21 protein-coding genes, 1 tRNA gene and 3 pseudogenes are annotated in these 22,083 nt (G+C 42.0%); 14 read left to right on the top strand and 11 right to left on the bottom strand.

The window, feature by feature from the left end:
* Positions 1 to 177: 177 nt before the first annotated feature.
* Together AC3Z9T_RS11955 and AC3Z9T_RS11950 are read right to left on the bottom strand one after the other, a co-directional pair.
* Positions 178 to 1,215, bottom strand: coding sequence for a pyridoxal-phosphate dependent enzyme (locus AC3Z9T_RS11955; protein ID WP_490126353.1), 1,038 nt, complete (start codon positions 1,213 to 1,215; stop codon positions 178 to 180).
* Positions 1,212 to 2,069 (bottom strand): GHMP family kinase ATP-binding protein, encoded by an 858-nt coding sequence (locus AC3Z9T_RS11950; RefSeq protein ID WP_490126352.1) that lies wholly within the window; start codon positions 2,067 to 2,069, stop codon positions 1,212 to 1,214. Before AC3Z9T_RS11950 ends, AC3Z9T_RS11955 begins: the two co-directional genes overlap by 4 nt.
* Positions 2,070 to 3,317: 1,248 nt before the next feature.
* On the opposite strand from AC3Z9T_RS11950, the gene AC3Z9T_RS11945 reads away from it, so the two are divergent.
* From AC3Z9T_RS11945 to AC3Z9T_RS11900, 10 genes are all read left to right on the top strand, one after another.
* On the top strand, positions 3,318 to 3,671 hold the full coding sequence (locus AC3Z9T_RS11945; protein ID WP_490126351.1) for a helix-turn-helix domain-containing protein: 354 nt from the start codon (positions 3,318 to 3,320) through the stop codon (positions 3,669 to 3,671).
* Positions 3,672 to 3,761: 90 nt separating this feature from the next.
* Complete coding sequence (locus tag AC3Z9T_RS11940; protein ID WP_490126350.1) at positions 3,762 to 4,283, top strand: fimbrial protein; 522 nt, start codon at positions 3,762 to 3,764, stop codon at positions 4,281 to 4,283.
* A 64-nt stretch (positions 4,284 to 4,347) separates the two neighbouring features.
* Complete coding sequence (locus AC3Z9T_RS11935; protein ID WP_490126349.1) at positions 4,348 to 4,878, top strand: fimbrial protein; 531 nt, start codon at positions 4,348 to 4,350, stop codon at positions 4,876 to 4,878.
* Positions 4,879 to 4,936: 58 nt separating this feature from the next.
* Positions 4,937 to 7,474 (top strand): outer membrane usher protein, encoded by a 2,538-nt coding sequence (locus tag AC3Z9T_RS11930; protein ID WP_490126348.1) that lies wholly within the window; start codon positions 4,937 to 4,939, stop codon positions 7,472 to 7,474.
* 101 nt (positions 7,475 to 7,575) lie between these two features.
* Positions 7,576 to 8,325 carry a fimbria/pilus periplasmic chaperone gene (locus AC3Z9T_RS11925; protein WP_490126347.1) on the top strand — a complete coding sequence of 250 codons (750 nt, stop codon included), beginning with the start codon at positions 7,576 to 7,578 and terminating at the stop codon, positions 8,323 to 8,325.
* Between the two features lie 56 nt (positions 8,326 to 8,381).
* Positions 8,382 to 9,005: a fimbrial protein gene (locus tag AC3Z9T_RS11920; RefSeq protein ID WP_490126346.1), complete on the top strand. Its 624-nt coding sequence runs from the start codon at positions 8,382 to 8,384 to the stop codon at positions 9,003 to 9,005.
* Between the two features lie 11 nt (positions 9,006 to 9,016).
* On the top strand, positions 9,017 to 9,553 hold the full coding sequence (locus tag AC3Z9T_RS11915; RefSeq protein ID WP_490126345.1) for a fimbrial protein: 537 nt from the start codon (positions 9,017 to 9,019) through the stop codon (positions 9,551 to 9,553).
* Positions 9,550 to 10,077, top strand: coding sequence for a fimbrial protein (locus AC3Z9T_RS11910; RefSeq protein WP_490126344.1), 528 nt, complete (start codon positions 9,550 to 9,552; stop codon positions 10,075 to 10,077). The genes AC3Z9T_RS11915 and AC3Z9T_RS11910 overlap by 4 nt, the downstream gene beginning before the upstream one ends.
* The gene (locus AC3Z9T_RS11905; protein WP_490126343.1) at positions 10,074 to 10,637 is read left to right on the top strand and encodes a fimbrial protein; all 564 of its coding nucleotides are present in this window, start codon (positions 10,074 to 10,076) and stop codon (positions 10,635 to 10,637) included. The genes AC3Z9T_RS11910 and AC3Z9T_RS11905 overlap by 4 nt, the downstream gene beginning before the upstream one ends.
* Before the next feature lie 96 nt (positions 10,638 to 10,733).
* The gene (locus tag AC3Z9T_RS11900) at positions 10,734 to 11,750 is read left to right on the top strand and encodes an MrpH family fimbial adhesin (protein WP_490126342.1); all 1,017 of its coding nucleotides are present in this window, start codon (positions 10,734 to 10,736) and stop codon (positions 11,748 to 11,750) included.
* Positions 11,751 to 11,880: 130 nt separating this feature from the next.
* Here the strand turns inward: AC3Z9T_RS11900 and AC3Z9T_RS11895 are convergent.
* The 9 genes and pseudogenes from AC3Z9T_RS11895 to allD form a co-directional block, all read right to left on the bottom strand.
* A pseudogene (locus AC3Z9T_RS11895) lies at positions 11,881 to 12,031 on the bottom strand (IS256 family transposase); the annotation flags it as partial.
* Between the two features lie 3 nt (positions 12,032 to 12,034).
* Positions 12,035 to 12,181: pseudogene (locus AC3Z9T_RS11890) on the bottom strand (helix-turn-helix domain-containing protein); the annotation flags it as partial.
* Positions 12,182 to 12,232: 51 nt separating this feature from the next.
* Positions 12,233 to 12,693 (bottom strand): annotated as a pseudogene (locus tag AC3Z9T_RS11885) (tyrosine-type recombinase/integrase); the annotation flags it as partial.
* 183 nt (positions 12,694 to 12,876) lie between these two features.
* Positions 12,877 to 12,952 (bottom strand) — tRNA-Phe (locus tag AC3Z9T_RS11880).
* A gap of 125 nt (positions 12,953 to 13,077) precedes the next feature.
* Positions 13,078 to 13,656, bottom strand: coding sequence for a division control transcriptional repressor DicD (dicD, locus tag AC3Z9T_RS11875; protein ID WP_490126341.1), 579 nt, complete (start codon positions 13,654 to 13,656; stop codon positions 13,078 to 13,080).
* A gap of 250 nt (positions 13,657 to 13,906) precedes the next feature.
* Positions 13,907 to 14,485 (bottom strand): 2-oxo-4-hydroxy-4-carboxy-5-ureidoimidazoline decarboxylase, encoded by a 579-nt coding sequence (gene uraD, locus AC3Z9T_RS11870; protein WP_490126340.1) that lies wholly within the window; start codon positions 14,483 to 14,485, stop codon positions 13,907 to 13,909.
* A 216-nt stretch (positions 14,486 to 14,701) separates the two neighbouring features.
* Positions 14,702 to 15,487, bottom strand: coding sequence for a (S)-ureidoglycine aminohydrolase (allE, locus tag AC3Z9T_RS11865; protein WP_490126339.1), 786 nt, complete (start codon positions 15,485 to 15,487; stop codon positions 14,702 to 14,704).
* A 43-nt stretch (positions 15,488 to 15,530) separates the two neighbouring features.
* Positions 15,531 to 16,763 carry an allantoate deiminase gene (gene allC / locus AC3Z9T_RS11860; RefSeq protein WP_490126338.1) on the bottom strand — a complete coding sequence of 411 codons (1,233 nt, stop codon included), beginning with the start codon at positions 16,761 to 16,763 and terminating at the stop codon, positions 15,531 to 15,533.
* A 120-nt stretch (positions 16,764 to 16,883) separates the two neighbouring features.
* Positions 16,884 to 17,930, bottom strand: a complete 1,047-nt coding sequence (gene allD / locus AC3Z9T_RS11855) for an ureidoglycolate dehydrogenase (protein ID WP_490126337.1) — start codon at positions 17,928 to 17,930, stop codon at positions 16,884 to 16,886.
* Between the two features lie 344 nt (positions 17,931 to 18,274).
* On the opposite strand from allD, the gene fdrA reads away from it, so the two are divergent.
* Genes fdrA through AC3Z9T_RS11835 form a run of 4 tightly spaced genes read left to right on the top strand, consistent with a single transcriptional unit; the run spans position 18,275 to position 22,058 of the window.
* Positions 18,275 to 19,945 carry an acyl-CoA synthetase FdrA gene (gene fdrA, locus AC3Z9T_RS11850; protein ID WP_490126336.1) on the top strand — a complete coding sequence of 557 codons (1,671 nt, stop codon included), beginning with the start codon at positions 18,275 to 18,277 and terminating at the stop codon, positions 19,943 to 19,945.
* A 10-nt stretch (positions 19,946 to 19,955) separates the two neighbouring features.
* The gene (locus AC3Z9T_RS11845) at positions 19,956 to 21,221 is read left to right on the top strand and encodes a YlbE family protein (RefSeq protein WP_490126335.1); all 1,266 of its coding nucleotides are present in this window, start codon (positions 19,956 to 19,958) and stop codon (positions 21,219 to 21,221) included.
* 25 nt (positions 21,222 to 21,246) lie between these two features.
* Positions 21,247 to 21,861 carry an oxamate carbamoyltransferase subunit AllH family protein gene (locus tag AC3Z9T_RS11840; RefSeq protein ID WP_490126334.1) on the top strand — a complete coding sequence of 205 codons (615 nt, stop codon included), beginning with the start codon at positions 21,247 to 21,249 and terminating at the stop codon, positions 21,859 to 21,861.
* Positions 21,858 to 22,058 (top strand): oxamate carbamoyltransferase subunit AllH family protein, encoded by a 201-nt coding sequence (locus AC3Z9T_RS11835; protein WP_490126609.1) that lies wholly within the window; start codon positions 21,858 to 21,860, stop codon positions 22,056 to 22,058. Before AC3Z9T_RS11840 ends, AC3Z9T_RS11835 begins: the two co-directional genes overlap by 4 nt.
* Positions 22,059 to 22,083 lie beyond the last annotated feature (25 nt).

The following is a 22,083-nucleotide window of genomic DNA, read 5'->3' as shown; positions in this document are numbered from 1 at the left end:
ATATGAAAACAACCCTAAGCCCATTAAATATCAGGCTAAAGAATTAGTAATTAAAAAATATATCTAAAATTACCCTATGAAGAATACTCTAATTAGAAGATTATATTTTCAAATAAATTTTATTATTATTACACTAATAACTCATTATTCATAATGCTAAGCTGCCTTGATTACATTTCAACTTTCTATACGTGCTGGAGAAGAAAACGCAAGCAGATGGCTTTTTTCTTTTCTATTCCATAAGTAACGTGACCATGGCAGTGATAATTCATTGGCACTATTGATAATTTGTGGTTCAAATTGTTCGAGTGACTGTGCTTCACTGTGACGAGCAAAAACACTACCTGCATATCGATGTCCAGTATCTGGTGCAATGACTAAACAAGGGGTGTTGGGATTATGTCGAAATAGATACTTTCCAACACAATAGCTGCCACCACTCGATAGACCTGCATAGACAGCATATTTCTTGATTAACTCGATAGCGCCACTGAGACAGCAGTTGAAAGAAAGCCAATCGATAGAATCATAGTTTTCATATTTGACGTTACGAAAATCGATAGCACTTCCAATACCTGCGATGATGATCTCTGGATCATTCACCTCTTGAGCACCAAATGTCACACTGCCAAAAGGTTGTATGCCACAAAGGTTTACCTTAGCGCCTTTTCTACGTAAAAATAACCCTAACGCTCCCGTTGAACATCCAGAACCAATACCACCAACCACAGTCAGTTTTTCAGTGCTAATATCATTCAAAATGATGTTAGCGAATTCTTCGTATCCACCATAATGGATATCATCATGATATTGCTGCATCCAGTAATAATTGGGGTTTTCTTTCAGTAATTGACCCACTTTCTCTACGCGATAACGTTGATCTAATTTCAAACTGCCAGCAGATGGCACCCCTTCAACATAAGCTCCTAATAACTCAATTTGAGTTTTCATTGAAGGCTCTACGGTTTTTGAGGCAATAATGTGGCATTTTAATTGGTATTTATGACAGGCCAGTGCAAGCGCATAAGCATATATTCCACTGGAGCTATCAATAAGAACAGTGTGTTGGTTAATAACGTTCCTATCTAGAAGATTTTTCACTGCATATAGCGTTGAATAGATTTTCATAGACTCAAATCGTGCAAGATAAAAATTATCTTCTAGTTTGACAATTTTTGGCTCTTTAAGCGCTTCAGCAATATGATCGTATATCAAAATATTTCTCCATAACACGGTTGTAACCCATGTGCTTTGATAAAATCAAAAACGAAAGATAATGTATATTTATCTGGCGGTGAGGCATAAAGGTAGCCAAGCAGTGAGCCGGTATGAGCAACGATCATGCCATCAGCAAGGTTGTTTTTAATCTGCTTTTTAAAATAATGATATTGCTGCTTAGGTAAAACACCTTGTGATAAGTCGGCGCTATTTGTTGAACACCCAATAATTTGCATTTTATTGCCAACAGAATATGTTTGCCGCACACAATCTAACAGTTTTTGGTAATTTATTTTTTCATCTTGATAATAAGCGATTAATGTATCCCGAGTTTGCGTTGTATCGACCATTTTATTTTCCAATCCATAGATGCAATAGATTTTTCCATAGGGTTTATAGATATCAATAATCTTTTGTTGTTGACTTAAATATAAACAGGGGACATCAATAAAGACGGAGTCTGAACGCTCTACACCATATAGGCAGGTAGTTATATCGTCTAATGTTAAACGGATCCCAAATATTTTACTGACACACCGCAAGGCCGATATAATATCAGCAGTAGAACTAGACATACCTACACCAATAGTCATGTTACTAGTAAAGTCCCAGTGGCCCGTCAGTTGTTTCATCGCTACCTTTTCAAAAAAGATTGATAATGACTTTGCAACTTTTTCTTTTTTTAGCTTGGCAAGATTGCATTCCTTATCAGGGATAAGTTGTGCATAAGTTGAGTTATTTGATAATGCTGAAATAACTGATATTTCTATATTATCCTTATTAAAAAATGGGCCTTGATACAGTTCTCCTAATGTACCGCAACACTTTGCCATATAATAGGGTGACTCCATTTTTTTCCCCTTTGTCATATTCAAGATTTTTAATGATAGGCGGCATTATTTTCATTTAAGAAAAGAATTCGTTTGCTCTTATTGGATTAGAGATAGCGTTTAGTTTTCTATTTAATGCACAGATACTCTTAATTACTGCTGATACGACTAAGAATATCATGCCAATAATCCGTTATTATTAAATTTACTTGTTATTAGGTTATGAAAAATTTCTGATTTAACATTTTTATTAATTTTTCGTTCTACCTCCGTACTGTGCTGCGGACATGTGGGTTTTCTACAAATATTTGGAGTACCTTCAGATGATGTTAAGAAGATGTTCTTTTAGGCAAGAATAGGTAGTAATCATATTTTATATAAAGTGTAAACGAGAGTTTTTATCATGGTTAAGTAGATTTTAAGGCAGGGAGTTTAATTTTAGGCACCTTGTTTTAGGGGGGGGGAGGGAACTAAAAAATGAAGTTATCTTATTGGGAGTGTCTTAAAGTGATTGTTTTCACTATGAGAATAAAAGTGATTTATATTTATAATTTAAATATTCATTAATTTTTTAAAGTCTAAATAGATTATTTTTCTTCATGAATTTAAATTTAATTTCATATTATGTATTTATGACATTAAAACCATTGCAGTTTAATTTTAAAATCAGAGTTTAAATCTTTTTTATGTGAAATAATTATAATTTTAATCTTTTTGGTTGCCTTTTGTTCTTTTTACTCTTTTTATGGATTTTTCGTGATGTGTTGTGGTGTTGCTTTGCTGTATGTCATTGATAATAATTATTTTATTTTAATTAACATTATTTTTGTAATGTAATAATTATGATCGTTTACTATTTTTGGTTTTTTATGCTGTTTTGGTGTAAGTATGTCAGTCATGGCGACTTTTAATACTATTGAGTAATTCTTTATTCGACTTTTTTCTTTTTAAAAAATATTTAAGTTTTTTGTTTTAACTTTTTGTTTTATTTATTATTTTTGTTTTAACTCTGATTTTTTGTTAAATTTTCCTTTTCATTTTAGTATGTTTTTTGCTCATTTGACGTTAGTTTTTGGGTTAGGTAAATTACGCTCATCCAGAGTATTTTAGGTGTGGCATGTGTTGGTTTTTTTGGATGCATTGAGCTTTTTCCTAATTTATTTTCATTATTTTATGCTGTTAATCCTATTGTGATTAGCTCTATGAGATAAACGTAAATTCAACAGCTGAATTAAGCTTTAGAGACTAATAGGTGTGTTAGAGAATATAGTGTTAAATCAAAAATCACTTATTGATGATAAGAAGGTTTTTACCATAGAAATCGGAAAAGAAATCAGGAGATTAAGAAGGCGAAGAGGGATAACGGGGCAAGAGTTAGCAGCTTATCTCGGTGTTTCTCAACAGCAATTATCCCGTTATGAATGTGGTATCTGTGCAATTAAACTAGATTATTTAATGGTTCTTTTACATTATTTAGAAGTATCAGTCGATTCTTTCTTTAAAAATGTTCTTGTGAATGTTTTTGAAGAAAATAATGAGATTGGCTTTCGTTATTATAATATATTTTTCCCACTTGATGATGATGTGAAATATCAAGGGTTAAATAACGGAGTTTTTTCTTAAGAGTATTTTTTTAAATTTTAATGTGTTTATTTTTTATTGAAAACCTCAGTAAAGGTTAATTGTATTATTTTAATTAAGGAACTTAATTTAATGAAGAAAATTATTTTAGCAACATTAATCTCTGGCGCAATGAGTGCATCGGCTTTAGCAGTTGACGCAGGATCCGGTACTGTGACTTTCACTGGTTCTATTATTTCAGCGCCGTGCTCTATCGCTCCGGGTGAAGAAAACCAAGAAGTACCATTGGGTCAAGTGTCTGATGTGACTCTGACTGCAGGTGGCGCATCCTCTGCTCAACCATTCTCTATCCAATTAGAAGGTTGTAATTTGGAAGGGGATAATATCGTTAAAGTCACTTTTAACGGTACGGAAGCAGTTAATGGCAGCAGCAATACGGGTATGTTGCAAATTACCGGTGAAGCTTCAGGTGCGGCAGTTAAAATCATGAGTACTTCTGGTGCACAAATCAATGTAAACAGCGCTTATCAGCAACAATACGTTAAAGGCGATAACGAGCTGAAATTCACAGCGGCACTGCAAGGTCTTGAAGGGGCAACGGTTGTTCCAGGTGACTTCTCTGCGGTGACTAATTTCACCCTCGCTTACCAATAAGCGACAGTGGTTCACCCTTTGACCTAGGTTGAGGGGTGATTTTCGGTAAAAAAGGGAAGAGATCATGAACGCTATCTCAATCAGTAAGGTATTGCTGCTTAGTCAACTTGTATTTTTGCCCGCGGCACTCGCGGAGCCTTCTTCGTTTTGGGGGCGCGTAAGCATGAATGGCAGCATTGTCAATTCGGCTTGTGCAATTGATACCGGGTCGTATGAGCAAACGGTGGACATGGGACTCTTGCCTATCGGAACAATTCGCCAAGAGGGGCAGGGACCTGTGCGTCCTTTTTCTATTGCGCTTATTGGTTGCACTCTGACCCCGTTCGCGGGTGAGGCTTGGCAAACCTTTTCGGTCACTTTTGATGGTCCCGCAGACGGTGAGTGGTTTTCAGTCTCCGGCGATGCTCGAGGTGTTGCTTTACTGTTGCAAGATGCACAAGGGAAACCGATTTACCCTGGAAAACCCACACCGAAGCAAGCCATTACAGCGGGAAATTCAACCCTACATTACGGATTAAAACTGGTGTCAGATACTCATCCCTTACGTCCAGGAGAGTATCAGAGTGCCTTACGATTTAAGATCGAATATTACTAAAAATGCTTCATTTTTTGCTTTTCTTTTTTCCTGAACTTGACTTTTAGGGATGTTATTTATGTCTTCTGTACGACCTCCATTTTTTCGCCCAACAGGTTTGAGTCTCGCGATTGCTTTATCGCTGTATGGTTTCTTTGTGCCTGTAGTACATGCCGCAGAGGCTTTTGAGTTTAATACCGATGTACTCGATTTAGAAGACAAAACTAACATTGACCTGAACCAATTTTCTCGCGCAGGCTACATTATGCCAGGTACTTACTCTTTCACTCTAAAGGTGAATGACGAGCAACTGCCTGAAGTCTCGGTGCCATTTTATGTGCCAGAGAGTGATCCTGAAGGAAGTATTCCATGTCTTTCACCCGAGGTGGTAAGCCAATTGGGATTGCTGCCTAGTATTCAAAAAGACGCCACATATTGGCATGATGAACAATGTTTATTGGTTGAAAGTATACCGGGCATGCAAGTGCGCGGTGATTTAGCCACCTCTTCCTTGTATGTCAGTATCCCGCAAGCCTATCTGGAGTATACCGCCCCGAACTGGGATCCCCCGTCACGCTGGGACGACGGTATTACCGCCTTGATGCTCGATTACAACGTTAACGGTAACACGAATAACTCGTACAACGGCGGACAGGACAGCTATGCGCTAAATGGTAACGGTGTGGTCGGGGTTAACTTGGGCGCATGGCGTTTTCGTGCCGACTGGCAGGGGCGATTAAACCACGCCACGGGTTCAGGCGATGCAGTCAATAAAGATTTTGATTGGAACCGTTTCTATGCTTACCGCGCGTTACCAACTTTGGCGGCCAAACTGATTATCGGGGAAGATTACCTCGTCTCGAATATGTTTGATTCGTTCCGGTTTATCGGAGCGAGTGTTCGCTCGGATTTGAATATGTTGCCGCCCAATCTGCGCGGCTATGCGCCGGAAGTGACTGGAATTGCGAAAACCAACGCCACGGTGACAGTGAGCCAGCAAGGACGTGTGTTATATGAAACCCAAGTGGCTCCTGGGCCATTCCGGATTCAGGATTTGAGTGATGCAGTCAGTGGGAAATTAGACGTGACCGTCAAGGAGCAAGACGGTTCAACTCAGGAATTTCAGGTGGACACGGCGAGCCTGCCATACCTCACCCGTCCAGGGCAAATCCAATACAAGTTAGCGTTAGGGCAACCGACCAATTACCAACGTCACAGTGAAGGGGACAGTTTTGTTACTGGCGAATTTTCGTGGGGGGTCAATAACGGGTGGTCGCTGTTTGGGGGAAGCCTGAATAGCCAAAACTACAACGCGGTGTCATTGGGCGTTGGGCGTGACTTATTGGCCTTTGGCGCACTGTCCTTTGATGTGACACAGTCCTTTGCACGTTTACCAGGCGAAAGCCGTATCAGTGGGGGCTCTTACCGCATTAACTACTCGAAACGTTTTGAAGCAATCGACAGTACCATTCAGTTTGCGGGCTATCGTTTCTCGGAGCGTGACTTTATGTCGATGACAGATTTCTTGGCGGCGTTAAAAACGGGAATCCGTTACGGGGGTAGCAAAGAGCTGTATACCGTGTCGCTGAATAAAAACTTTGCTGACCTTGGGATGTCGTTGTATTTGAACTACAACCATCAAACGTATTGGGATCAGCCGGACAACGATTACTACAGCATTATGCTGTCGAAGTACATGGACATTGGATCACTCAAAAATGTCAGCATTAACCTGTCTGCAAATCGCAGTATGTATAACGGTGTAAAAGATGACAGTCTGTTCTTATCCACTTCCTTCCCGCTCAGTAGTGGTGCAAATGTGGGCTATTCATTAAACAGCAGTCGCTATGATACCACCAATCGTGCGACCTATTACGACCGCATTGATGACCGGACGACCTATCAGCTCAGCGCCGGAAGTAGTCAAAAAGGCGGTACCGGCAGTGCATTTATTACCCATCAGTCAGATTTGGCGCGTTTAACCGCCAATGCCAGTTATATGCATAACCAGTACAGTGCATTTGGGCTTTCCGTCAGTGGTGGCGTGACGCTGACGGCAGAGGGAGGCGGGTTACACCGCATCAATACCTTAGGTGGAACGCGAATGCTGGTTGACACGGATCGCGTGGCGAATGTGCCGATTAAAGGCTTTGGGGCGCCAATTACCTCGAACGCGTTTGGTAAAGCGGTGGTGGGAGATGTGAACAGTTATTACCGCAGCAAGGCGCAGATAGATTTGAATGCCTTACCGGATAACGTGGATGCGCAGCAATCAGTGGTGCAAGCCACCTTAACGGAAGGCGCGGTGGGCTACCGCCACTTTGCGGTGGTCTCGGGTGAAAAAGCGATGACGGTATTACGTTTGCCGGATGGTAGTCATCCGCCGTTTGGGGCACAAGTGCAAAATGGCAAAGGCCAAAGCACGGGCATCGTGGGGGATGCAGGGAGCGCCTATATCAGCGGTATTAATGCTGAGGACGCGATGACCGTGACGTGGGGTGAGGATAAGGCATGTGAAGTGCGTTTCCCGGCTGCCTTGGGCACCTTGCAAGAGGCTTTATTGTTACCGTGTACGCCAACCGCACGAGCTGACGTGAGTGTCCTTGCTCAGCGCTAAATCATCATATAAAAACGGCCCGAGAATGCTGTATGGGCTACATTCAGATTGAATCATGAGGGGAGAGGGTATTCTTTCCCGTTGGATAAAGGTAAACGACCATGCAATTAAACATCACGTCAAGTGTTGTATCAAGTCTTATCGGTCTTACGGTGTTGAGTAGTACCGCCTATGGAGCGGTGTCGATGGACCGTACCCGAGTCATTTTTGACGGAAGCCAAAAATCGATTTCGCTAAATATCTCGAATAACAATAAACAGTTGCCGTATTTGGCGCAAGGGTGGATTGAAAATGCTGAAGGGCAAAAAATACAGTCACCGTTAGTGGTATTACCGCCGGTGCAGCGCTTAGAGCCTGGTAAATCGAGTCAGGTGAAAATCGAAGCACTGCCGGCGATTAGTACGTTGCCGCAAGACCGTGAATCGCTATTTTATTTTAACTTGCGAGAAATTCCACCGAAAAGTGATAAGCCAAACACCTTGCAAATAGCCTTACAAACACGAGTGAAATTGTTTTATCGCCCGAAGGCAATAATCCCAGAGAAAAATGGCACTCTGTGGCAAGAAAAATTGACTTTAGAAAAACAGGGTGACCAGTACGTGGTTAAGAATCCGACGCCGTATTACGTGACGATTATTAATGCGACTGCCAACGCAAAATCGTCCAATGGCAAGGAGTTTTCGCCGGTTATGGTCTCGCCGTTTGGCCAAGATAAGCTTGGGGTTAATGTCAATACGCTGGGGAACAGCCCCGTTTTAACCTATATCAATGATTTTGGCGGACGTCCGACGTTGACGTTTCGCTGTCAGAGTACAACGTGTGACGTTGTTCCCAACAATAAAAGCGAATAAGGCAGCGTCAGCGCCGGTATTGTGGGGCTGATGTTATCGATAGAAAGGAGTGTCAGATGGCTGACCAACAAAGAAAACTCGAGTTTCGTCTCGACCTGCTCGCCGTGGTGTTGAGTGCTATCGTCAGTGCGCCGAGCCTGGCGGACAATAATGGCAACCTTTATCGTCCCGTTGATAACTGGAACGTGGATGGTCAGCACGGGGTGGTGTATGTCAAAGGATCACTGACGGAAAGCCCGTGTCGCTTGGCGATGACATCGAGCTATCAGATGGTCGAGATGGGCAACATAGATACCGGTACCTTGCAGCACGATGGTAAGGGCTCCCCTATTCCGTTTCAGATTGAGCTGGAAGATTGCTTAGAGACGGCGACTCGGCTTGAAAATGTACAAAGTGGCATGACAGCATGGAGTTCGACGCAGCCTGCAGTAAAAATTCGGTTTGTCGCTCCGACGGTCCCTTTTTATACCGATTTTGCCCGAGTTATGGGGGCGCAGGGATTGGGGTTGGCCGTAACGACACCTAGTGGTGCGTTATTACCGATGGGCAAAAACAGTGAACCACAACTGTTGCCTTCAGGACAAAGTCAGTTGACCTATTACGTGACCCCCGTGAGAACGGGTCAGCTCGTACCGGGTGCGTATTCGGCACTGATAGCCTTTGAAATGTTATACGAGTAGAGGGGGCTATCATGATGACAATACGACGACAGAGAAGTTTATGTCGACCACCAAAAGTGTTGGTAACGAGTTTATTGATGAGCAACCTGATTCTGTTTTCATCGGCCGCTCTGGCGGAAACTTATACCTTAACCGTCAAGGTGACCGTGGTTGAGAAGACCTGTGATATCTACGGGTCTGATGGGATTGGGCAGCCTATCAATGTGACAATGGGTGACTTGATCATTAAAAATATTGACGGTGTCAGCTACGGGCAAACCGAGATTCCGTATCAGCTTCAGTGTGAGGATGGCGACCAAAATCCGGCGTTAAAGCTGAAGTTTGACGGACCGAAAATGAACGGTCAAGCGACCAATGTGCTGGCAACGTCAGATCCCAATCTTGGGTTACGGCTGATGGCGAACAACACTGACCTGAGTTTGGGGATATGGCGTGATTTTAATTACAGTCAGCCACCAGTGCTGAGTGTTATCCCCAAAGGCAGCGGGGAGGGCATTAATGACGGTCAGATGACCGCCTCCGCCACATTAAGTGTGGAGTATCAATGATGATGACTCGACAAATCAGAATATCGGCGATGGCATTATGGCTCAGTAGTCTAGTACCACTGGCAGGTTATGCCGTGGATGTGAATTTTACGGCAAACTTGATTGGTAATCCGCCCTGCGATGTGGCAGGTCCGGATGGACCTGAACAGCCGATCCGCGTGCAGTTTGGCGAGGTGGGGATCACCAAAATTAATGGTGAAAACTACCGGCAAGACTTTACTTTGACACTGAGTTGCGGAGTGGGGTTTGGGAATGACGTGGCGTTATATCTTGAATATCGCGGAATGGTCGCGGAGAGATTTGATAATAAGGCTTTGCAAGCTAGTCAGGCTGGATTGGGTGTGCGGTTATACCATCAAGGTGTTGTCATACCACCGAATTCAGGGACGCCGATAACCATGTCGGACAATGGCGTTGCAACGTTACCCTTGTATGCGGTGCCAGTGAAGGATTCCAGCGCTTCAGCGGGGTTGTACGAAGGCGATTTTACCGCAACGGCCAGTGTGGAGATGAATTACCCATGAAGATATTCAATCACAAGAGAACTTTATGGATGTCGATGAGTGCAATACTGTGGTGTTGCAGCTCCCTTACGTCAGTGGCTCAGGCTGCGAATAGCAATGATATCCAGTACAGTGGAACATTGATTGCGTTGCCGTGTACGGTTGACCCGCTTTATGAGAATTTTGGAGTGGATTTTGGGGGCAACATTAATACCAAAGATTTGGTAGATGGGCAACGTCGTTACAGCCAAGAAGACATTTTGTTTCATTTAACGGATTGTGATACTTCGTTGGGTAACAGTATCTCGGCGAGATTTAGCGGTGTCTCGACCACAGCGAGTGGTTTATTGAACGTGGATGCAGGCAGTCAGGCCAGTGGCATTGCTGTGGGGCTAGAAACCCCGAGTGGAGTGACACTACCTATAAACAATGCTCAGGTTGAGCCGGTGATACCGATAACGCAGGGTGAGATGACCATTCGAATAAGGTCGTATTTGCAGGCAGTGGAGGGGGCGACTGTGGATACGATTGAGCCCGGTTTCTTTACGGCGACGCTGACGTACACCTTGGTGTATGAGTGAGATAACTTCTTTTCTCAATATATTGAAAAATAAATTTATTATTAAATTTACAGTAGAAAGAGCGTTATTTAATAATAGATTATTAAGGAATTTACAATGAGAATATTAATTATTCTATCATTAGCTTTGGCACCATTTTTATCATATTCAGCCACAACAATTTCATCTGCGTCAATATATGGTGTTACAGGAAAAACATGGTCATCGGGGCCTCATAATAGTGAGTATAATGGTTGGCCTTGTGGACAAGGGAGTGGGAATGTTTTTTGTTATACTGCTTCTACAAGTGAGTTAAATGAGTGGTGTTTAACTTATCCTCAAGGAGGTCCAGGTTTTGGGAATGATCCTTCATGTGGTAGTATAAAAAACGGTGGAGTCAGGCAAGGCTACCCTTTAGTTGTTGGATTTGAATCGGGTTCTATTTATGACAAAGCTTCATCTTGTCAAATAAGAATTGATTTTAGTAATACCTTTAAGCCCTATTATGGAACAGGTAGTTTAGTCGGTTTTACTCAGAGTTCATCAAGTTATACGATATCTGGTAAAAAATATAGTCTGGCTAGCTTTAGTGCAACATTTAGTAATTGTCGCGAAGCAGTAATAGATTTGGGGATTAAGCATGGATACGGTACAAATTGGAATTATAAAACAGAATTGTATACGGGAAATCCTGCTATAGCGAATATGTGTATTTATGTTGACGGTCAAAGAATAGGGTGTAGTTATTCTTCTGGTTCAGTAATACCACCTACGCCTGCTGTTTGTAATATTAGTGTCCCATTAAATTTATATTATGGTGTAGTCAACTCAAAAGAGGTTGATGGAGCTCAGCAAGATATATCAATAGATTATCAATGTAATAAAGCTGCAACGGTTTCATTTTCTTTGTTGGGTGGAACTCCGAATAATTCAGGTGTAACTCTTAATATGGGAAGTGGCTTAACGTCTGAGTTATGTTTTATGTCAGGGGCATCTTGTCCTAGTACTGGAGGAGCAAACATTAAATCAACGGGAACAAATGGGACAGTTAAATTGCAGTCTACACTAAGAGGGACAAACGTTAGTGGGGGGGATTATTCATCTTCGGTTACTGTTGTAAGCGCCTTTTATTAGCTTTTATGTGGTTTTTATAGGAATAGAATATATCGAGTTTTGTATCAATGTAATGATATGATTATAAAAATGAAATCAGATAGAGCGTTTTTTACAGACCCTGTAAATAATTCTGTGTATTTGTCTTTTATTAAATGTGGCCGTCTAGGCGGTCACCGAACTCAATAATAAAACGACTCATCGCCTGTTTCCAGTTTTGAATTGACATACCCATTTTTTAGCGGCCGATTCAATCGTTAAATTAGTCACTTTTTTACGGAGTCACCCGTTGGCAATACTTTTCACTTCTCATAAGCTCTTTTCCAAGTATTAAAAGTTTCTCTACTGAGCCCAAAATGACGACAAGTTTTAGCAATATTTTTGCTCTCACGGGCATGATTTAAGATTTTTGTTTTATGTGCAATATCTCGTTTAGCTTTAATGTTCATCATATCTGACCTCCGACTACAATTAGAAAAAACTAATGGTCAACCGAAGTCCAGACTTTCTGCTGCACGGATGGGAATTAGTAGGTCTGGTGTTTTGAGTGTGGTGATATCACTTAGACCAATGTATGGAAATACATGCGACTCTAAACTCTTTAAAACCTTTTCACTGTGTGATTCAGACCATCTTTTATTACTGGCATGCCATTGTCTTGCGATGGTTTCAAAAGAGATATTAGCATCTGAGGCCGCTTTAGCCACACGTTTTGTTCACACGGATCAATACCTTCAGAAATTAGTTTTCGTGCTTTATCTCGTTTTAAATGTGCCTCTGATAAAGAAACGTCAGGGTATAAACCCAATGCTAAGGTTTTTTCTTTACCTAAGGGACGATAGCGTAGCCGCCAGTATTTAGAGCTATTGGTGTGAACCAACAAATGCAGACCTGCACCATCGGTTAATTTATAGGATTTTAAATCGGGTTTAGCGACTAGAATTTTAGCGTCAGTCAGAGCCATAGTGATCTTTCTGGGGTCTAAAATGGGTACAAAATTCTATCGGACTAGTGTATACCCGCATAATAGGGTTGATGTGGGTAGAATCGAGTAGAATTCAGTTGAGTTGAAACTTTGGGAGAGTGTTGATTTTAGCGGGCTTTGCAAACAAAAACAGACGTCGGTTGACGTCTGTTAATAATAAGGTGGTGCCCGGACTCGGAATCGAACCAAGGACACGGGGATTTTCAATCCCCTGCTCTACCGACTGAGCTATCCGGGCAACGGGGCGCATTAAACCGCATTAGGTGGTTTGCGTCAACGAGTTTTTGCAAAAAAAACGTGATTTTTAACTGAGTGTTTCCTTTTTCAGCAAAACTTGTTGTTTTAACGCGCGATTGCGGGCTTTTAGCTTAATGCACCTTTTTTGCGACATAAAGCGATAGCTAAAATATCTTCAGAAAGATGTTGGGCAATTTCAACATCACGTATATCTCTCTGAACCAATAAACGGTTTAAACAGCCTTCTAAGACCAGTTCCATTTGATTTGCGACGAGCTCTGAGTCTTCAATATCTAATTCATCTAATAGCTCTTTGGTATATAGGAAAGAGTTATCTTTCTGTAGGCGGCTGAGTTGATGAATAGGGTGTTGCGGATCGGGGTAGTGATTGCAAGCAGAGACAAATAAGCACCCAGGGAAGCGGCCTTCGCTGACACGGTTATAAAGCTGCTGGTAGCGAGCGGTGAGTTTCTGTTGTGGGCTCAACGTTTCATCTAGACGTGTTTGACGCTGCCAAATTTCAATTTGTTGTCCATGATAACGTAGGCAATCGTAAACCAAGGCTTCATCATCAGGCCAAAATTGGCGGATCACGCTAAAATTCGGTTCAATTTCATGGAGAAGGTGTTCTGTCGATGCAGATAAACCTTGTTTTTCTAACTGGTTAAGAGCGTGGCTTAAAATCTCTTCGCGCTGTACTGACATTGTTAGCTCCGTCACATATTGTTCTCATTCATCAATCATAACAATGTTTATTATTGAATTATAGCTGTTTGCTTTGTGCGCGAAAAACCGAAGCGATTCGCTTCGGTTGATGAAAGGGATTCAACGATGAGTTTTATTAGCAAGGGTAAGCGCAGTTGCTATGGTGACTGCCAAATTATTAATTAAGGGGATACTCACTCGTTGATGAATAAATAGCCTCTATTATGTTAAGAGGAAAATTATGATCAAGTTATTTCACTTGCTCTAATAACCTGAACAAAACAATTTTATATTCCTGTTGCAGTGCAATCGTTAATTCAGTTTCTTTGCTGTTATTCATGCGAGTTTTTAGTGAGCTAAAAATTTGAGCTTTAGTGGCATTTTTCACAGCCAGTAAAAATGGAAAGCCAAATTTTTCACGATATTGTTGATTTAGATGAGCAAGCTCGGAGGCTTCGGCTTGAGTACACTCATTAAGTCCTGCACCTGATTGTTCATTTTGTGAATGAGCGGCAATTTTATCGTTACGTAGATTTTTACAGGCGAGCTCAGGGTGAGACTTAATAAGCTCGAGTTGTTTATCGGCACCAGACTGCTCGACAGCATTCACAATATCGATGTACATATTCACGAAGCCTGTAAATGGGCGCTGTTTTGCAACGATAGCAATAGGCCAAGTGGTATCTTCAAAAATAGAAGAAAGCGAATGTTCAAAATCAGTAGCAGACATTGTGTTGAGTTCATCAACAGTATAAGTTTGACTGGCTACAGCGTGATGAGATGAAAAAACAAAAGCCAATAGCATCGGAGTGAGTAGGGAGAGTTTCATATTGGTTACCTTGCTTTTAAATATTATATATTCTAAATAATTCGAGGTGCAGCTAGGCGACAAGTGAGCGAGTTGCTAGGATCATACATAAGTCTGTGACTAGTATGAGCGAACGTAGTCACTGATACCTTAATGAAAAGTGCTGCGACTTGAAGTATGAGGAGTATAGGCGCTGATTTAAATTAATCGCGCCTTTTCTATTAAGTTAGATAAAAATTATAATTCAATATCTCTATGACAATCTTTGGAATAAATATAACTGAACTCTTCGTCTCCAACAGCATAACCCGCTTGCAGAGCGTAAGAGGCCATAAAAATATAATCTTCTTTTTTGACAGGAACCCAATCATTATCCAAGTTATACATACCTGCACCACTGAGAATATATGCACCATGTTCTTGGTAGTGAGTCTCAATATAACCATGGCTGGCGCCAGGTTGGAATGTTAGGATATGTATGTTCATATCAAAACCGAGCTCTTTAGGCAGTAGATCCTGTAAATGAACGTTATGCATGCCTTCATAATTAATTTTCGGCAGCTTATTCACATTGTCACAAACGACTCGCGCAGAATGGCCTTCTGTTGGTTCATAGACGCGTTTATATAAGAAAAGTTTGGATGGTTTGCCCTGATTATTGTTTTTAAAGCGCATAGTGACGTCAGCAGGGCAATATAAGTAGCCACCTTGAGTTAACACATGTTCTTTTTGGTCTGAATAAGCGGTGATTGCGCCTTCAATGACATAAACAAAACATTCGATTTTACCACCACCAAAACCAGCCATATTGCCGCCTTCGTTTTGCAGCGTCACTAGATAATCAACAAAGCTAGCGCCTAATTTAGGGGTGGATAAAATAGTGACATTACAGTCTACGAAACCAGGAATAATATTACATACCACGCCATTGGGTGGAATAATGGCATAATTATCTTTTTTAATTACCGCACGTGATGTCAGAATATCATTCGGGTAACCAATTTGATTATTTAAATATCCCATACAAATCTCTCCTATTGAATTTAATTTTTATTATCGTGATTGATTATTCTAAATAAGCTAACTTATATAAAACTTCAGTCAATAATTTAACTCCTTCAGCGCGATCGGCTAGATCAGTTGCTTCGGCAGGGTTATGGCTAATTCCTTTGATACTGGGTACAAACATCATGACAGTCGGGACTCTCGGGGCAAAAATTTGTGAGTCGTGGCCTGCTCCACTGTGCATGACTTTGTAGCTATATTGGTTTTTGTCACAAATATCTTTAACGAACTCGACGAGTTGTTTATCCATCGGAATAGGGCTTTCATCCATCCATAAGTCAATATTGGCAGTGATCCCCATTTCATCACAGATACAACGAATATTTTTTTCTAATGTTTCAGTAAATTGCACTAGCGCTTGCTTATCAGTATGGCGGCAATCAATAGTGAAATCGGTTTGACCGGGTACAACATTGACGGTGTTGGGGTGAGGTACCACTCGACCAAAAGTGAGTACTAGGGGATCGCCGTGTTGTTTTGCCTGTTGGGTGGCTTCATAGCAAATACGGCTAAACGCATAAATAGTGTCTTTGCGATAACCCATTGGGGTTGTACCTGCATGATTGGCTTCGCCCTTTAAGGTCACACTATAGCGTCTTTGGCCCACAATACTATTTACAACTCCAATCGTGGTTTGCTCACGTTCAAGGACATTACCTTGCTCAATATGGATTTCAACAAAGGCTTTGATATCGTTGCGTGGTGGCTGTTGTTGATCGCGAAATTGAAAACCTGCATCGTGCATCGCATCAACAAAGGCAATGCCATCGGCATCTTGAATAGATTTAACATCATTATTGTTCGCGATACCGACAATATTTTTGCTGCCCCAATAAACATAAGGGAAGCGGCTGCCTTCTTCTTCGGCAAGGGAAACAACTTCTAACGTTCTTAGCGGCCGTCCGTAAGTTTTTTGCAGATAATCTAATGCAATATAAGCCGCTTCAATACCAAACTGCCCATCAAGGTTACCGCCGTTAACGACGGTATCAATGTGTGAACCTGAAAGGATCACTTGGTCTGGGTATTTACTGCCTTTGAGCCGACCAAATAGGTTACCAATATCATCATAGTAGGCATGTAAACCTGATTTTTCGAAAGCGTGTTGCAATGATTGCTGAGCATTGACCCATTCTTGGGTATAAAGGAGACGAGTCATGCCATTATTTTCAACAGCGCCATGCTTTGATAACCAAGTTGATATTTCTTGCACTTCTTGAGAAAAATCTTTCATGATATAGCCCTCTGAGATCTCGCCCAAAGGCGAATTACACCCCGAAAATTGGATGATTTTAGAGCGAGCACCCTAATAAATTAGGGTGTGGTTGGGTTCAATTAATGCTTTAAAATTTCTTTAGCTAGCAAAAGGGGATTTGTTGTCATATGACTTGCGATAAATATCATCAGAAATAAGGTAATCATAAATTTCATCAACAATATCGATCCCATTAACTTCACTCTGTTTTTCTCTTGCGAGGCTGTTTTGGCCGGGAAAAAGAACTTTATCAAAGCCCGGAGCCGGTCTTACTTGATTTAATTCATGCATAACTTGGGTGATATGCTTACGGAACATGACGGGATCCGTAAAATAGGCTGGGTTGATAACAATGTGTAACTGTCCCAGTTCACGGCCTTGGGTAAGATCATGGTACATTGAGCTGACATGCTTACCGAAAGGCAGGCCCAGCAATACGCCAGATAAAATATCGACCATCATCATCAAGCCATAACCTTTAGGGCCTGCAATTGGCACCAAACCTGTTACGGCAAAAGGGTCAGTGGTTGGGTTACCGTCTTTATCAACTGCCCACGTATCAGGAATTTTGGCATTTTTAGATCGCGCATCGAGCACCTTGCCCCACGCTTGTACTGTGGTTGCCATATCAAAGGTGATGTTGTCTGTTTCACCGGGAGCAGAAAAGGCAATAGGGTTAGTACCGTAATAGGCTTCAGCACCGCCATAAGGTACGACCATTGGATCCGACTGACAGACGGATAGGCCGATCATACCTTCGTGTGAAGCTTGCTGAACAAAATAGGAAAGTGCGCCACTGTGGCCAATGCGACGAATACCTACAACGGCGATGCCATTTTCTTGTGCCATTTTGATGGCTTCATCCATGGCAAACTTGGCTGCTACATGGCCTGCACCATTGTCGCCATCAAAAACAGCACTACAGGGACCCGTTTTTTCAAAAGTAAAAACAGGGGTATTGTTGGTTCCACCTTTAGAAATTCGTTCTGAATAGTATTCAACTCGAACCGCGCCATGAGAGTGGATGCCTTTAGCATCCGCATGGACTAACACGTCCGAAACAATATCTGCATGCTCTTTTGACAGACCTGCCGCATGAATTTTATTAGCGATAAGCTGATGGAGTTTTTCTTTAGAAACTTTCATACGTGAATAACCCTTTAGTGTTTTCGAAGTTTTATAAAACTCGTTGTTAAAAACAATGTATCAATTAAAAATGGAATAAATGTGATCTAGATTATTTTTAGTTGATTTTATTAAAAATTGCTTAAATGAAGACTGCATTATTAGAATGAATTAAACAGTTTTTATACCTAAGGATTTTCTTTTAATTTACAGGCTATTTTAAAGTAATTTCTAACAATAAATAAATTGTGACCATACTCAACTTATTTCTTCATTTTATTTGTAATTTTGTTTTTCAATTTAAATACGCATTTACTTTTCTGCTTGCATATTAAGTCAATAAAATTAGCCTTAAGGATGTCATTATGATCCATGCCTTCATAAAAAAGGGAAGCTTCCAAGATTCAGTGAGCCTAATGCTGATATCTCGTAAATTAAGCGGATCTCCGAATGTTTCAGAAATCTCTGTCATGATGGGAACGCCCGCCAATAAATCATTATTAGACGCTACAGGGTTTTGGCATTCATCTTTTGATGAAGCAACGCCAAATGATATTTGTGTGGCGATTAAAACCGAATCGAGCGATAGCGCAATCGTTGATGAAATTGCGGCTGCACTGGATGATGCGTTAAAAGCGATCGCGCAAGGCCAACAGCAAACAGGTAAAAAATTGCAGCGTGTGCGCAGCTGGCGAATGGCAAAAAATAAATTACCTGATGCCAATATCGTTTTAGTGTCGATTGCGGGTGAATTTGCGGCAGAACTAGCAGAACAAGCGCTTGATGATGGCTGCAATGTGATGATGTTTTCCGACAACGTCAGTGTTGAAGACGAACGCAAATTGAAGCAAAAAGCCAATCAATTAGGTTTAATTGTGATGGGGCCTGACTGTGGAACGGCTTATCTAGCTGGGGCACCTTTGGCGTTTTCTAACGTCGCTCCGCAAGGCAATATTGGCATTATCGGTGCATCGGGAACAGGTATCCAAGAGCTGATCTCACAAATTACCCTTGCAGGACAAGGTGTGAGCCATGCTATCGGCCTTGGTGGCCGTGATCTGACGGCAGATATCGGTGGCTTAAGTGCCATGACGGCAATTTCTCTGCTGGCGGCAGATCCGAATAGTGATGTGATTGCTTTTGTTTCTAAGCCCCCAGCAAAAGAAATTCGTAGTCAGGTGATTGAAAAGCTAAAAGCGCAAGGCAAACCGGTCGTGGCGCTATTTTTAGGCACCAAACCTGAAAAAAAACAAGATGGGAACCTCTACTTTACTGAAACACTGGATGAAACCGCACGTATTGCGGCGATGTTAGGGCGTGTGCAAACCGCCATTAAACAGCAACCTTCGGTGAGTAGTACAAAAATTACTGGGCTATATGCGGGCGGAACACTAGCAGCGGAATGTGCCATGTTATTGGCAGAAAAATTGGGCTTATCAACTGACGCTGAGCATCATCAAGGTATGATGTTGAATGTAGATGGACATAAGGTTATCGATTTAGGTGATGATTTTTACACTCAAGGCAAACCTCACCCGATGATCGACCCTTCGACTCGCAACCAACAAATTGCCGCTTTAGCACAGCGTACAGATATTGGTGTTTTGCTGCTTGATGTGGTGATTGGTTTTGGTGCGCAAATGGATTCAGCGCAAACATTAGCCAAGGAAATAACAGCGCTACGTGCTAATCGGCCTGATAACGCACCGATTGCTGTAATTGCAACCGTCACAGGGACTGAGCAAGATCCTCAAGTTCGCTCTGAACAAATTAGTTATTTAGAAGATGCGGGTATTGCTGTGATGAATTCATTACCTGAAGCCGTCACCTTAGCATGCTCTCTCATTTCACCGGCAATGTATGCCGTGCCTCAACAAGAACCTCCTATCTTACAAACTGCATCGGTGATTAATGCAGGTGTACGCAGCTTCGCGGAAGACTTACAAACAAATGAGATCCCTGTTGTTCACTACCAATGGGCTCCTGTCGCTGGTGGTAATAAAAAGTTAGCTAATATTTTGAAAAAATTGAAATAAGGGTTTGGATATGTACTCAACGATTGAAGAAGCAAATGCAGCAGTAATTGAACGTATTCGTGCCGCTCGTCCTTTTTGGCAAAGTGTTGAACCTGCTAAGGTGGTGATCCCAACTTTGCAACAAGGTAAAAAGCTATTACATGCAGGCCCCCCAGTGGTATGGGAAGACATGAGTGGCCCAGTTCGTGGCGCTTGTATCGGCGCTTGTTTATTTGAAGGCTGGGCCGAAAATGAGCAGCAAGCACTACAGATGCTGAGTAAAGGGGAAATTGAATTTATCCCTTGCCATAGCGTGCAAGCGGTTGGCCCTATGGGCGGGATCACTTCTGCTAACATGCCAATGTTAGTGGTTAAAAACATGACTCATGGCAATACCGCCTACTGCAATATGAATGAAGGTATTGGCAAGGTCATGCGATTTGGGGCATATGGTGAGGATGTTCAGGCGCGTTTGCGCTGGATGCGTGACTCATTAGCCCCAGTGTTAAAGCAAACCTTACAAACGTTAGAAGATGGCCTTGATTTGACCGCCATCATGGCTCAAGGCATCACTATGGGGGATGAGTTCCACCAACGCAATATTGCGACCTCAGCACTGCTATTAAGGCAACTGGCTCCCATCATGAGCTCTTTAGATATAGAAAAAGAGCAACTCACTAAAGTCATGCATTTTTTAAGTATCACAGATCAGTTCTTTTTAAACCTTGCTATGGCCTATTGCAAATCAGCCATGGATGCAGGCGCTGAAATCAAACAAGGCACCATTGTGACGGTGTTGACACGTAATGGTAAGGATTTCGGTGTGAAAATCAGCGGGATGGGTGATCAATGGTTTACTGCGCCGGTTAATACACCTGAAGGGTTGTTTTTCTCTGGTTACAGCCAAGCGGAGGCTAACCCCGATATTGGTGATAGCGCCATCACTGAAGCGTTTGGTATCGGTGGTGCAGCGATGGTTGCAGCACCAGGGGTCACGCGTTTTGTTGGTGCGAGTGGCGGCATGGGGGCTGCGGTAGAGGTTTCTGAAGAAATGGCAGAGATCTATTTAGAACACAATATGATGCTGCAAATCCCTACATGGGATTTCCAAGGCGCTTGTATTGGTTTAGATGCACGTCGAGTGGTAGAAACAGGCATCACACCCTTGATTAACACAGGTATTGCACATAAAGAGGCCGGTATTGGCCAAATCGGTGCAGGTACTGTGCGGGCACCATTGGCGTGTTTTGAAAAAGCCATTGTTGCATTGGCGGACAAACTCGGTATCAGCGAATAAGCCTTTTTGTATAAGGAGTTATTAAATGATCATGCAGGCACTTGCAGTTAGCGAACATCTGCCAAAAGAATGTGGCAAATTGCGTAACATCGGGCGCTTTAATCATGCACTAAATTTTTTAACTCCTTCAGGCGAACTTTTGACATTACATCGAAATGGTCGTGGACTCAGCCCAATGGGGTGGGTGGTGGCTGAAGCCGATTTTCAGCGTATTTTTGATGGTGAAGAAGAGTTTCTAGAATATCAAGGTCATAGCATCATCGGCCACAACTGGAAATTACAAGCACCCGCTGTGCGCCAGTCATTAGCGCTATCGTCTAATTCATTGTCAAGTAAGGCCGTGGTGGCGCTATGGGATATTTTAAGGCAAACCAAAGCAAAAAGTGGCTTGCATGGCATGTTATCTGAGGTAACAAGTGGCAAGCTACCTCATGAGTTAGTGACATTGAAAGCTTGTTATCAGCGCTGGTGCCAAGGGGAAAGTATTAATTGGCAGTCAGTGATTGGCAAAGGCCCCGGTTTGACGCCAAGCTTTGATGATATTCTCACGGGTATGTTGTTAGTCAATTTCTTAGATAGTCACATTGATACACAACAGCTACCGCTTTTTTCCAATCGACACCACCTCTTGAATCTCTGACCACGTTAATCAGTGTTAACTATTTACGTTTTGCCTCCCAAGGGATCTTTTCTACACCATTACAAACATTAGCAATGGCATTGGTTCAGCCAATGAAATTATCTCAAGCAGTGCGTTTGTTATTACAGGTTGGCCATTTTTCGGGTGCTGACACCTTGATAGGGGTATGGTTGGCTGGAATGGGTACTAACCATTAATTAGCGATATATAAAATGATTAATT

It is taken from the genome of Providencia sp. 6390, assembly GCF_058148425.1.
Note: the sequence above shows the minus strand (reverse complement) of the source record. Positions and strands in the feature narration are given on the sequence as shown.